Here is a 13,439-nt window from a genome sequence, read left to right on the forward strand (position 1 = left end):
GTAGTATAATATTTCGCTACCGTGCGTTATATTCTCCAGTACTGCGATGACATCTACACAAACAACATGATACATCCTGATAGGGGAGGCGTTTGCAGACTGTGTTCTTATTTGATATTTTAATCTTCTTACCTTCGATATTTCTCGGCATAATAATGGGTGGAAACGACGCAGGAAACACGTTAGGTGTTACTGTTGGAAATGGAATTTTCAAAATGAAAAAAATGATAACTATCGCCGCTTTGGTAGTTATCATTGGCGCTTTACTGGGGGGCAGACCTGGACTTAAAGTATCTTCTGGCATAGTAAAAGTTGATTTGCCTGGAATGGTTATAATCAACATCTCAGCGGCAATAGTAACACTATTTTTCTTAAGAAATGGCTTACCTATTTCCATGACACAAGCGATAATAGGTGCAAATGTTGGAGTTGGTATTTTACTCAAGAACATTAACACACAGTTACTCCTGTATATAGTCTTAGGATGGTTCTCAACACCCGTGGTTGCATTTTTACTTGGCTTCATTCTTCAAAAAGTTTTGGCAACTATGTTCAGAGGTATACGTAACTTGCAAGTTAGAACTTACATTTTGAGAATATTCCTGTGGGTTTTCACAATATATGGAGTATATTCTATGGGTGCAAACGACGTTGGAAAGATTACAGGAATACTTTATCAAAAAGGCTACAATGTATATTTGCTTTTGCTGATAGGTGGTTTGTCACTTAGTATGGGCGTCATCTTTCTTGGCAAAAAAACGATTTACACACTTGGGCGAGAACTTATAGCTCTCGACGATTTTACAGCAATGGTTACAATAGCAACGCAAGCTTTGACCGTGGGGTTATATTCTTTCATCGGGCTTCCAGTTTCACCAGCCCATGCAATAGTTGGTAGTTTAATTGGTGTAGGTTTCTCAAAGGGTACAAAGTTACAGAACCCAAAGACATTTAACAAGATACTCTTTTCATGGTTACAAGCCCCTTTATACGGTGGAATATTATCTGCATTCATGTATTCAATCTACAAACTTTTGTGGTAGAATATATACGTAAAAAAATACAGAGCACGATGGAGGTGTAAAAAGATATGGACTTGAAAGCTTTTATCAGAGATATCCCAGACTTCCCACAAAAGGGTGTTATATTCCGTGATATAACCCCTCTCATTAAGAATCCAGATGCATTTAAGTATGCCATTGATACCATCGTAGAAGAGGTCAAGAAATACGAATTCGACTTGGTTGTTTGCCCAGAAGCACGCGGGTTTATTATCGGTGCACCTATTGCTTACCTTCTTGGCAAAGGTTTTGTCCCTGTTAGAAAACCTGGAAAATTACCATACAAAACCGTCAGTGACACATATGAACTAGAATACGGCAAGGCAGAATTGCATATTCACGAAGATGCCATTGAACCTGGTCAGAAAGTTTTGATAGTAGATGATGTTCTTGCTACCGGTGGAACTGCACTTGCACTGAAGAGACTCGTTGAAAAAGTTGGAGGAACCGTTGTTGCTAGTGCTTTCTTAATTGAACTCACGTACTTGAACCCAAGAAACCTGCTCAAAGACTTACCAATAATTGCTCCAATTAAATACTAAGATGCTAGGGGAGGTTTTAATATACTCCATAGATACCGATAATTGAATTAGAAACTGTAACGTCAATCAAAAAAATACTGAAAACACTATTGCTGTATAGGCCTGTGTGGAGGTGTGACTCGTGTTAAAATTCGATTTTACGTACACACTTGCGGAGAATGTGCAGGGCGGACTTGGAACCGCAGAAATTGATTCATATTCTACGAAAGTAGAGGAATTTTTGAAAAAGCTTGATGAAAATAAGCCTGGTTTTGTCAATGCTGTGCTAACACGAAAATGGATTGACTCGGTTAACGAGTTGAGTGACTTCATATTCACTTTCGATAACTTAGTCGTTTTGGGAATCGGAGGTTCCGCACTTGGTAATATCGCAATTCAAAATGCACTCAGACCTGCAAATTGGAACTCATTGAGTGTCGATGAAAGAAATGGCTATCTAAGAATTTTTGTTGTGGACAACGTTGACCCAGATTATTTATCCTCTGTTCTCGATTGTGTTGACCCGAAGACCACCTTGTTCAACATCATCTCAAAATCCGGAACCACAGCAGAACCTATGGCAAATTACCTCATTGTGAGAGGTCTCCTTGAATCATACGGACTTGACCCAAAAGAACACCTTATCTTCACAACAGACCCAGAGAAAGGAGTCTTGAGAAGACTCGGAAGAGCAGAAGGTATCAGAATGCTTGAAATACCACCAGATGTTGGAGGAAGATTTAGCGTTTTGACACCTGTCGGATTACTTTCAGCTAAAGCTGCTGGAGTCGATATCGAAGAACTGATAATTGGAGCAAAAGATGCTTACGAAAAGACCATAAACTCTTCACTTTGGGAAAACCCAGCAGCGTTAATTGCCGTTACGCACTATCTACATTATTTGAAAAAGCGCAACATATCCGTTATGATGGCTTACTCAAATAGATTGTATTACCTTGCCGATTGGTACAGACAACTATGGGCAGAAAGCCTTGGAAAAATGTATGACAACGATGGCAATAAAGTTCACGTAGGTCAGACACCTGTAAAAGCACTTGGTGCAGTTGATCAGCACTCACAAGTCCAGCTGTATAACGAAGGACCAGATGATAAGGTCATCACGTTCCTAAGAACAGAGCAATTTGATAGAGAAATCACCATACCAAAGATACATGAAAACGAACCTGAACTTGCCTACCTTGGTGGTAAGAAACTTTCAACGTTGCTTAACAGCGAACAGCTCGGTACACAACTTGCACTTGCTAAACATGGAAGACCTTCAATAACAATAACGTTCCCAAAAATTGACGAATACCATATTGCGCAATTCATCATGTACTACGAACTTGCAACTGTCATCGCTGGCCACTTATTCAACATTAACCCGTACGACCAGCCTGGTGTCGAACTCGGGAAGAAAATCACGTATGCGCTCATGGGACGCCAAGGTTTTGAAGAATATAATTACTCAGACAGTGCACAGAAAAGAGTTGAGATAGAATGATGAAAGAATACGTAGAGATTCTTAAGAGCGTTTTCGATCCAATTGCTGTCTTTCTAAAGGACGAAGAATTCATTGTCGTTGTGAAAGACGAAAGGAACTTACAACAAGCCATTGCAGAACTTTCAAACAAGATTGATGACGATATAAGCTTAGTAGTACTCAGCAAAGATGAATACGAAAAGATGAGTCAACAAGACCTGGGAGAAAGAATTATATAAGTTATACAGACGTTGGTGAATAAACGTGATAATCTGCGTTACCGGTAAAATTGCAACCGGAAAAAGTACTGTATCTCAGTTCTTTGTCAAAAAGGGTTTTGACTATATAAACGTGGATAAACTCGGACATCTTGCCTTTGAAATGAACAAAGAGCATATAAATAAAGTTTTTGGAACTTGTGATAGGAAAGAAGTTGCAAAAATCGTCTTCTCAGATGCCAAAAAACTCGCACTACTTGAAAGCATTGTGCATCCCACGATGATTGAACTTTTGAAAAACGAATTGAATTCAAGGAGAGGTAAAAATATCGTAATAGAAGCGGCAATTAAGCGCAGGTTAGGGATAGACTGTTGTGATATCACAATCACCGTTCTCAGCGATGAAAATGTAATAAAAGAAAGACTAAAGGGAAGGTACGAAGAAGAATTAATCGAAAAAATATTGGAAAGACAGAAAGATATCGAACCAGAAGGAATTATAATAATTAACAACTCTTCAATAGAAGACCTACATGTCCAACTTGAGAAAATATACGAGCAGTTAACAAAGAAAGTGAAGGGGTAACCCCTTCACTTTTCTTATTTTTAATACTCACTGCTTCCATTCCCCTTTGTAAACAACAAATTAATAAAACTCCCAACAACAACTCCTATCAGCATCCACGCAATTCCAAATCCAACAGCCCCGCGCGCTAGAACTGTCAATAAGATATTGTAAGTAGCATAGCTTCTAAAATTGAAATACGAAACTACTTGAAGAAGGAAAAAAGAAACTATCGGTGAAATAACAGATATAACAAGTAAATCCTTCAGCTTAGTATTCAACCCCAGAATAACAAACATCAGTATTACAAAAACAACCGGATACCATCCTACAGAAAAGTTCGGAAACAACAAATAGAAGGTAGCGTATGACTCTATCAATGAAACACCCATTATGAAAAGTATCTTCTCCATAATCCCAATATTCTCCCTTCCTTAGGTTTAGGTTTGATATTCTCGGTCGCCACTGTATATTTTAACATGTTTTTTTATGAAAATGTGTTAAAATATTAATGGAAAAACCTAAAAACCGGAGGGGATACAATTGACTAAATTCAATCCTTCTGCTGAGGCTGAACGGATAGTAAACTTTATCAGAAATACAATCCAAGAATACAACTTCAAAGGTGCCGTTATTGGCGTTAGTGGTGGAGTTGATTCCGCAGTTGTGTTAGCCTTACTTGTAATGGCTTTAGAACGTGATAGAATAAAGGCATTAATTCTTCCGGAACGCGACAGTTCAAAAACCAGTATCGAAGATGCAAAGACGGTATGTGAACATTTCAAAGTAAACTATGAAATCATTTCAATCACCCCTGTGCTTCGTGCAATGGGCGTATATAAACTGTTTCCACCTGCGCTATTTATTCCGGAAAAAATAAAAGTTGATTATGCAAAAAGAAGATGGCAAAGATACCCTGACCCGTACGTTATGGACCTTAAAAACGAAGGTGACGAACTATTCTTGAAAGGCATCGCATATTATAGAGCCAAACACAGGACAAGAATGTGCAAGTTATATTTTGAAGCTGAAAAATTAGGATACTGTGTTGTAGGAACTACAAATAAAACAGAACTTACCCTCGGATTATACGTCAAATGGGGTGATGATTCAGTAGATATAGAACCTATCAAGCACCTTTACAAAACACAAGTCTACGAACTTGCAAAGTATTTGGGAGTACCAGAAAAGATTATACAAAAACCACCAACACCGGACCTTGTTCCCGGAGTAACAGATGAAGAAGCATTTGGTTTGAAATATTTTGAAATTGATGAGATTTTAATGAAATTGGCTGCCGGAGAAGAAATAAACACGGAAAAAGCAAGAAGGGTTAAGGAATTGATGAAGTTAGCAAAATATCGGGAGCTTAAATCGTTGGGAATCGAAGATGAGCAAACAGCAAGATGAGTTGAAATTGCTTTGTGACTTAACCGTAGTCAAACTCGGGAAAAAATTAAGAATTCTGGGTTTTGATACGGAGATAATCAAAACAGTAAACCAGCAAACAGTTAAAGAACTCCTGAGAGATACAAAACGAACTTTGGTCACAAAGTCAAAGAAGTTGGCTAACGCATGTGGCGGGATACTTATCACGAAAAACAAAACATCTGAACAACTCGAAGAACTTTTCATAATACTTAAGAATACAAATACACAACTATCGAATAATCCCGCAAGGTGTGTTTATTGCAATGAGGTCTTAGTAGACTGTCCAAAAGAAGAAGTAATCGGGAGAGTTCCCGTGTATATTTTTGAAACGCTCGAACATTTCAAACGTTGTCCAAAATGTGGAAAAGTTTACTGGCGGGGAACTCATTTGGTAAAGTGTAAGGAATTTTTTGCTTCTCGAGGGAAAGAAACTGATATGTGAGGTGATAATAAATGATAGGCAAAAAAATCTGCTACGCGTTAATTGAAATATTTGAAAAAGATAAATACTCTCCGAAAGCTGAGAATGTAGCAAATTTATTAGCCGAATTTGTCGGGGTTGAAAAACTTTCTGTGGCTTTTTACGAAAAATCCAGAGATGTTTACAGAATTCTTGTAAGTAACTTCCTCCCTCTCCAATCTAAAATCCCTGTTTCGGATATAGGCGATAGAAATTCACTTTCAAAGTTACCTATAAAACTCAAAGATAGCACCACTGTAGAAGCACATGTTGAACAACTGATTCACAGCACTGCTGAGACCGGGGATGAGAAAGTTGGCATTATTCTGACGAACGATGTTCCAAAAAAGATGACAAACTTTGCTGAAGTTGTTGATTTTCTTGCATTTGCTTTGTGGTTTATTCCTTCATACGAAAAGTCGAAAAGTTACCTTTCCAAGTATCGTTCCCTATGGATGCTTACCAGTCTATTTGAATCCGCTAAATCGCAAGAAGAACTTTTAGAAGGGTTTCTAAAAGTTATTTCCGAAATCATCGAATCGGAAATCACTGCTGTTTTAAGCCTTACAAAAGAAGCAAATGAAGAATTTGATATGATGATTTGCGATTGTCCAAATTCACAAATACTCCGTAAAAAGCTTAACCGTTCAGAACTTTCTACTGAAACGTTACGATACTTCAAAGGAATGGAAAAGATAGTTTACAAACCAGATGGACTGAGTGAACTCTTTGCTACAAAGATTCTATCTGCTCTCATTGTGCCCGTAGAAAATTATTGGTTTGTTTTTGCCAACAAAAGAAACACGAATATTTACTTACAAACAAAATCTTTCGATTCAATGGATTTAGACCTTGCTCGTGATTCTGTTAAGCGATTTTTACTCGCCAAGGGCCGTATTGAATTTGAGAAAAGGCTGGAAGAGGAAGTTGCAAAACTAAGAGAACTCCAAAAATTGCACGAAACACTCATCGAAGACCAAAAAGAGCAAATTAGAAAAATGAATGCTGTTCATTACATAAGCCAAGCGATGCGTTCAATGTACAGTGTCAAGAACGTCTACAAGACTCTTTTGCTTGGACTAACCTCCGGAAGATTACTTGGCTACAACCGAGCTCTTTTACTAACATACGACGAACAGCGTGATGTACTCATTGGCAAAATTTGGCTTGGTCCCGATACGGAAAATGTCGAAGAAGATTGGAAAAAAGCCAATCTAAGAGCAATGCGCTATGCTGATGTGGTCCAGTACCTACGCGAAGAGGCTATGACATTGGAAATCAACAATAGGCTTACTCAACAGATTGAAAATAAAATATTCCCATACAAAGCGCACCCGATACTTGAAAAATGCGTGCTTAGAAAAAAGATATTTGTTGCAAATGAGAGAATTATAAACACCTTGGGCTTAGAAGTGGCTGATCTAGTCAACCTGCTAGGAGTTAAAGAATTTGCAGTTCTACCACTTGTTGGGCGCGAAGGTGTTTTTGGTGTAGTTATTGTCGATAACTACTACACAAAAAAACCGATAAAGGAAAGCGACGTTGATATTCTAAAGATACTATCAGATAGCGCAGGTTTAGCAATTGAAACTGCACAAAGTTACGAAGAGCTAAGAAATAAAACACTTTCTCTGGAACGTCAAAAGAGTCTTATCGAGTATCTGCGCGAGTTCTCTGAATCGATTTTGCAGAATATGTCTTCTGCTATTATAGTCATTGACAAAGAAGGAAAAGTAACCGAATGGAACAAAAAAGCCGAAGTTTACTTCAACCGTCCGAAAGAACAGATGACAGGTGTTGAACTCAGAGCTCTTGGTCCAGAATTTGAAGATATCGAAGAAATGGCATTCCAAGCAATGAGGATTAAAGAAGAAATAACTCTCAGCAATTATTTAATTCAGACTGGAGGGCGAGAACGATACTACGATGTGAAAATCACTCCTTTCTGGGATGCCGATAAACTCATGCTCAGAGGTGTCATCATTACACTCGATGATGTTACCGAACGTGTGAATCTGGAAAAAGAAAGGAAAAAACAGGAAAAACTCGCAGCACTTGGTGAAATGGCTGCAAGAGTTGCCCACGAACTAAGAAACCCAATTTCTGTGCTTGGTGGCTTCATCAAGAGACTGGAGAAAAACGCTGATAATCCAGACGCAAGGAATAGATACATAAAGATTATCGCTGATGAGATACTACGCTTAGAACAGATAGTTAACGAAATCCTCGATTTCAGTCGCGAACCGCGGTCTTTGGAGTTTACGTATTTCAACATAAACAAGCTCGTTAACGATGTCTACATCTTGCTTGAAGAAAAAATCCGTGAAAAGAATATACTTTTCACATTCGAAACTGATGCTGAAGAAATTACCGTATACGCCGAATATTCAAGAATGAAACAAGTTATTATAAATCTTCTCCAAAACGCGATTGAAGCAACTCCAAAAGATGGTAAAATATTAATTGAAACACGCATCAAATTTGATAAAATCGTTGTGTCGATATGGAACGAAGGAACACCTATTGACAAAGAAACTGCAGAAAAGCTTTTCACCCCGTTCTTTACAACTAAAGTTCACGGCACCGGTTTGGGCTTGGCTATATGCAAGAAAATAATAGAAGATGAACACAAAGGAAAGATTTACCACGAAGCAACAGAAGATGGCAACAGGTTCGTTGTTGAACTACCAAAAACAGAAGTGCAGTCAACTAATGTTGAATAGATATGTTGGCATATAAAGGTAGGAGGAGGAAATAAAATGATGGAATTTATGTTAAAAGCAAAAATCCACATGGCAACAGTAACTGAAAAAGAAATCGAATACGAAGGAAGTATCGGCATCGATGAAGAATTATTAGAACTGGCAGGAATAAAAATCAACGAGATGGTCTTAGTATCCGACGTAAATAACGGCAATAGGCTTGTTACATACGTCATCCCAGAACCACGCGGTTCAAGAAAAATCTCGTTAAACGGTGCTGCTGCGAGGCTTGTTGAGAAAGGTGACAGAATCATCATTATGGCGTTTGGTTTGTACAATCCCGACGAATACAAAGGACCAAAGATAATAATTCTCAACCCTGACAACAGTGTTAAAGAAGTAAGAGGATAAAACATCTGTGATGCCAATTAATTCCAGCAATTCCAAGGGGGATTCGAATGGATATATCGATAACTGTATCACCCGATAAGATGGAGGCATACATCAAGATATCGAATATATTGCCCGGAGAAGAAATTACGCTTGAAAAATTAATGGAAGCAATAAGGGAGGCAAAAATTGTTCACAACATAGAGGTCTCCGCACTAAAACAACTGTGTGAGAATCCTGTTGAAGGTGTCCCTGTTTTGTTTGCAAAAGGTGATGAACCAAAAAATGGTGAAGATGGACGGGTAGTATTTGAAGTCCTGCAACAAAAATCATCATTTACCACTTCTGGTAATCGTGTCGATTTCAGGGAATTTCCTGTTCAAAAAAGAATCATAGTGAAAAAGGGGCAAAAAATAGCTACCATCTATCCCCCTACTGAAGGTGTTCCTGGCAGAAACGTTTACGCAGAGCCTGTTCCAGCCAAACCCGGCAATGAGGCAAAAGTGTCTTTGGGAAAGAACGTTGCACTGAGCGACGATGGAATGCACATAGTTGCAACATCCGATGGAATACTTAAAGTTGACCCAGAAAAAGGTTTAATTGAAGTAAGCGAGTATTTGGAAATAGCTGGAAACGTTGATTATGGAACTGGAAATATAGAATTTCCTGGAGCAGTTTTGGTAAAAGGAGATGTAAAACCCGGGTTCATAGTTCGAGCAAAGGGCGACATAGAAATACAAGGTATAGCAGAAGCCTCTACCGTGATTTCCTTAGAAGGCAGTATCAAAATAACCGGTGCAAAAGGAAAAGATAAAGGGCTAATAAAAGCAAAAAAAGATGTTCGCATAAAGTATGCGGAATCAGTGACCATAGAATGTGAAAACCTTTATTTCGAATCGAACTTACTGAATTGTACAGTTCGGGTCACAAATTCTATAATTGGTCAAGGTAGGAACAGTGCGATAATTGCTGGAGAATATATTGCAACATTCCGCATAGAGGCTGATGAACTTGGTTCAGATTTTGGTGTTAACACTTACCTTGAGGTCGGTGTCAATCCGTACCTCAGAGAAGAGCTCAAACTAATTAACACCCAAATAGAAATCGACAGAACCAGCCTGCAAAAACTTATCAACATCGTCAAACAGTACAAAGAATTAAAAGAAAAAGGGGTTAAGCTCACCCCTGATAAAGAGGAGCAATTTTCAAAGGCAACAAGAACTCTTATTAACTTAAGAGAACAACTCGAGAAAAACCTTCAAAGAAAACAAGAACTTGAAAGAAAGATTAATGAAATGAAATACCAATGCGAGATAATAGCACGCAAAATGCTGTATCCTGGTGTTGAAGTCCATATGCACGATGCAAAATACATGGCCGAAGTTCCTCTACCAAAAGTTGTGCTAAGGTATGAAGACGGAAAAATCGTCGCAGGGGGGTATTCTGGAACTTAACGAGCCCATGAGTTAGGAGGTCCGATATGGCTTACCATTTTTTAAAAATCCTTCCACAATTCCGTCCTATGGTCTGGGGAAATCCCGAATTAAACAATAAGTTCAACATACCCAAAACAGAAACTAATCTCCCAATTGGAGAAGTTTGGCTTCTATCTGGTCACCCACTGTATGAAACTACCTTAGAGAATGGCTTAACAATTAATCAGTTTGGCTACAACATATACAATGGTAAATACCCGCGATTTCCCATCTTAATCAAACTTGTTTCCACCAATCAATGGCTCAGCGTTCAAGTCCATCCCGACGATGAATACGCACGCAACGTAGAAAACGAACCATGGGGAAAAAGCGAGGCGTGGTATTTTCTAACCGATGGGGAATTTGCAATCTGTGAAGATGTGGAAAAGATGAGGGAGTATATAGCTTCTGGACGCATTAATAAACTCGATGAAATCCTAACATTTGTGAAAGTCAAAAAGGGAACCTTCGTGAACATCCCAGCCGGAACTGTTCATGCACTTGGACCTAGGAGCACCGTTATCGAAGTTCAGCAATCGTCAGACTTGACCTACCGCATATACGATTGGGGCAGACCAAGGGAGACGCACTTAGAAAAAGCATTGCAAGTAAGCAAAAATGTTTCCCTAAGCAATATCGTTTTCGAAAACATCGGTAGTCTCAAAACAAAATATTTTTGCATGCAACAAGTATTGTCACAGGATGAGCTTAATAAAAACACTCTCATCGTTCACATACCTACGCAAATTTCAGAAAAATACTGTGCCAGACTAATTATCAACGAAAATACTTGCAAAGGGTACAATAGTTATAGCACTGTTGATAACCTGCTTGAAGAACTTAGCGCTGGTATTTTTGTCACCAATTTTCTAACAATCTAATCCATTCGTACAAACATATGAAAACATAAAACAAAGCGGGCTTTTCGCCCGCTTTTTTCGTTTTTATTTAACTGAACTTATTCCCTATCTTTCACTTTCTCTTGGAGCAAGTTAACTATATCTTTTACAGTCATCAACTTCTCAATTTCATCGTCCTCTAGTTTGATACCAAACTCATCCTCGAAAACCATAACCAAATCAAACGCATCAAGAGAATCTGCTCCAAGGTCTTCAATCAAATGACTATCTTCCTCAATATCTTCGATAGGAACGTTCAACTTCTCAGAAATAATCTCTGCAACCTTTTTGAATAGTTCTTCTCTTTCCATATTTTGCACCCTCCTAACTCTCTCTTATTTTTGAAATATTTCCTACCATTCCAGAGTAAAACGAACAATTTCCAGAATAATTGCAAAGAGAGAAGCACAAATTTTCTTGCTATATTTTAATCAAAGCCATCCTATTTGTCAATATTTAATTACTGCTTTTCCATAGCCACTAATTCTTCAACAAGCCTATCGACGAATTTGAATGCATTCTCCCAAAATCCTTCTTTTCTTAGGTCTATACCCACCTTTTCAAGCAATTTTTCCGGAGAATACCTTCCTCCACTTTCCAAAAGTTCTAAATACTTGCCCACAAAAGCCTTTCCTTCTTCTAAATATTCTTGATAAAGCGCAATAACTAGGCATTGCGCAAAGTTGTAAGCGTAAACATAAAATGGAGTTTCGTAAATGTGCGGTATCGAAGCCCACTCGTTGTTGTACCACTCTGGAATTTCAACAACATTTCCGAAAACTCTTTCGAGTTCCTCATGGTATATATTGTTTAACTCATCCCATCCAACGTATCCATTCTTACTTGCTAAATCGTGCGCCCTTATCTCGAAGTTTGTGAACATATTCTGCCTGAACGTTGTTGCAAAAATATCCTCGATTTTAGAGGCAATAAGCGCCATTTTTTCCTCTTTCGAAAGCTTGTTCTTTAAATTATCAAACACCAAAAACTCTCCAAATACAGACGCAAGTTCTGCCAGTGTTAACGGTGTGTCGTGATTAAAGAACGTCTGTTTTCTGGACAACGAACCATGTAATCCGTGACCAAGCTCATGAGCAAGGGTCATAACATCGTACATATCATTTGTAAAATTAGTCAGTACATATGGAGGTAGTTTTGTCGTTGCGTATATACAATACGCCCCGCTTACTTTTCCTTTCCTTGGGTACAAATCTATCCGCTCTTCTTTGAAGAAAGATTCCACTACACTTCCTGCTTTCTCATCGAAGGCATAATAAGATTCCAAAATTATATCCTTCGCTTCCTCGAAACTAAACTCTTTCTTTTTATTTGAAATCGGTGCATATATATCTGCCAGAGTGAGCTTTTCGCCGATAACTTTGGATTTCCAATCATAATACTTTCTCAAAATTTCTGTCTTTTCGTTTGTTACATCTATAAGTCTATCAACAATATCATCGCTCACTTCGTTCGCAAAATTCATCATTGAGATAGGTCTTGGAAACCTTCTGAGCCTACTCTCGGTATCGTAATCTCTGACTACCAGGTTGTAAACTTCAGTGAGGACTATCGCATCATCTTGGAATCTTTCGAGAAACAACTTCATTGCCCTTTTACGCAGCTCACCATTTGTTGACCTTCTTAAAGCCTTTATCTCTTCCACTGTAAGAGTCTTGTTCTCCCCATCAAGTTCCATTTCAAATGTGTAAGAACTTTGTAACCGGCTATGTATCTTCGCAATTCCATCCCTTCTTGAAACAGAAGTTAAAGCGAGCACTTGCTCGGCATCCTTTGAAAGAAGATGCTTCCGTTTTTCAATAATATGCCTAATCATATGCTCATAATTACCATCCATTTTTATAATCTCTTCAAGCACATCATCACTTAAGGCTGCGAGTTTAACTTCCACAATCGCATCCTGCTCCTGCAATTGTGCCGACAATTGTTGGATAATTCCCAAAACCTTCTGGCTTTCAACACTCTCAGTATCAACAGAATATCTCATCCAAGCATACTGAATAGACTTGGCGAATTCATCTATGTGCTCTTCAAAATCCCTAATCAATCTTGCCAACTTCTGAGGAGCGGTTTCACACTCTATTTCATTAGCAATTCTTTTTACTTCTTCTAAATGTATCCTTGCATTTTCTATCGCAGCCTCATCGTTTGCAAATATCCTTTCTAGTTTCCACTCCAAAGCATATCCCCCCTTGCTTGATTATCTAACCATCTGC

At 38.4% G+C, this 13,439-nt stretch carries 14 protein-coding genes; 11 read left to right on the top strand and 3 right to left on the bottom strand.

The window, feature by feature from the left end; translation table 11 throughout:
• The first annotated feature begins 101 nt into the window (after positions 1-101).
• From JM64_RS00655 to coaE, 5 genes are all read left to right on the top strand, one after another.
• Positions 102-1,043 (top strand): inorganic phosphate transporter, encoded by a 942-nt coding sequence (locus JM64_RS00655; RefSeq protein ID WP_064011074.1) that lies wholly within the window; start codon positions 102-104, stop codon positions 1,041-1,043.
• A 47-nt stretch (positions 1,044-1,090) separates the two neighbouring features.
• Positions 1,091-1,603 (top strand): adenine phosphoribosyltransferase, encoded by a 513-nt coding sequence (locus tag JM64_RS00660; RefSeq protein ID WP_064011075.1) that lies wholly within the window; start codon positions 1,091-1,093, stop codon positions 1,601-1,603.
• A 121-nt stretch (positions 1,604-1,724) separates the two neighbouring features.
• Positions 1,725-3,086, top strand: coding sequence for a glucose-6-phosphate isomerase (locus JM64_RS00665; RefSeq protein WP_064011076.1), 1,362 nt, complete (start codon positions 1,725-1,727; stop codon positions 3,084-3,086).
• On the top strand, positions 3,086-3,304 hold the full coding sequence (locus JM64_RS00670; protein ID WP_064012435.1) for a hypothetical protein: 219 nt from the start codon (positions 3,086-3,088) through the stop codon (positions 3,302-3,304). Before JM64_RS00665 ends, JM64_RS00670 begins: the two co-directional genes overlap by 1 nt.
• 25 nt (positions 3,305-3,329) lie before the next feature.
• Positions 3,330-3,869, top strand: a complete 540-nt coding sequence (coaE, locus tag JM64_RS00675) for a dephospho-CoA kinase (RefSeq protein WP_197473441.1) — start codon at positions 3,330-3,332, stop codon at positions 3,867-3,869.
• A 20-nt stretch (positions 3,870-3,889) separates the two neighbouring features.
• Here coaE and JM64_RS00680 read toward each other — a convergent pair whose 3' ends face one another.
• Positions 3,890-4,261 carry a hypothetical protein gene (locus tag JM64_RS00680; RefSeq protein WP_064011078.1) on the bottom strand — a complete coding sequence of 124 codons (372 nt, stop codon included), beginning with the start codon at positions 4,259-4,261 and terminating at the stop codon, positions 3,890-3,892.
• A 130-nt stretch (positions 4,262-4,391) separates the two neighbouring features.
• Here JM64_RS00680 and nadE point away from each other — a divergent pair, with 130 nt between their 5' ends.
• The 6 genes from nadE to JM64_RS00710 are packed head-to-tail and all read left to right on the top strand — an operon-like array spanning position 4,392 to position 11,187.
• A complete protein-coding gene (nadE, locus tag JM64_RS00685; RefSeq protein WP_064011079.1) occupies positions 4,392-5,258 on the top strand; it encodes an NAD(+) synthase in 867 nt (288 codons plus the stop codon).
• Positions 5,239-5,721: a Mut7-C RNAse domain-containing protein gene (locus JM64_RS00690; RefSeq protein ID WP_064011080.1), complete on the top strand. Its 483-nt coding sequence runs from the start codon at positions 5,239-5,241 to the stop codon at positions 5,719-5,721. Before nadE ends, JM64_RS00690 begins: the two co-directional genes overlap by 20 nt.
• Positions 5,722-5,732: 11 nt before the next feature.
• Entirely contained in the window at positions 5,733-8,462 is a 2,730-nt protein-coding gene (locus tag JM64_RS00695) for a sensor histidine kinase (protein WP_064011081.1), read from the top strand.
• Between the two features lie 36 nt (positions 8,463-8,498).
• Positions 8,499-8,852, top strand: a complete 354-nt coding sequence (panD, locus tag JM64_RS00700) for an aspartate 1-decarboxylase (RefSeq protein ID WP_064011082.1) — start codon at positions 8,499-8,501, stop codon at positions 8,850-8,852.
• Positions 8,853-8,899: 47 nt separating this feature from the next.
• Positions 8,900-10,285, top strand: coding sequence for a DUF342 domain-containing protein (locus tag JM64_RS00705; RefSeq protein ID WP_064011083.1), 1,386 nt, complete (start codon positions 8,900-8,902; stop codon positions 10,283-10,285).
• A 26-nt stretch (positions 10,286-10,311) separates the two neighbouring features.
• Entirely contained in the window at positions 10,312-11,187 is an 876-nt protein-coding gene (locus tag JM64_RS00710; RefSeq protein ID WP_064011084.1) for a type I phosphomannose isomerase catalytic subunit, read from the top strand.
• Between the two features lie 77 nt (positions 11,188-11,264).
• Here JM64_RS00710 and acpP read toward each other — a convergent pair whose 3' ends face one another.
• Positions 11,265-11,516, bottom strand: a complete 252-nt coding sequence (gene acpP / locus JM64_RS00715) for an acyl carrier protein (RefSeq protein WP_064011085.1) — start codon at positions 11,514-11,516, stop codon at positions 11,265-11,267.
• Positions 11,517-11,665: 149 nt separating this feature from the next.
• Positions 11,666-13,402, bottom strand: coding sequence for a M3 family oligoendopeptidase (locus tag JM64_RS00720; protein ID WP_064011086.1), 1,737 nt, complete (start codon positions 13,400-13,402; stop codon positions 11,666-11,668).
• Positions 13,403-13,439: the final 37 nt, after the last annotated feature.

Origin of the sequence: Fervidobacterium pennivorans (assembly GCF_001644665.1) — a bacterium.
Lineage (GTDB): Bacteria > Thermotogota > Thermotogae > Thermotogales > Fervidobacteriaceae > Fervidobacterium > Fervidobacterium ngatamarikiense.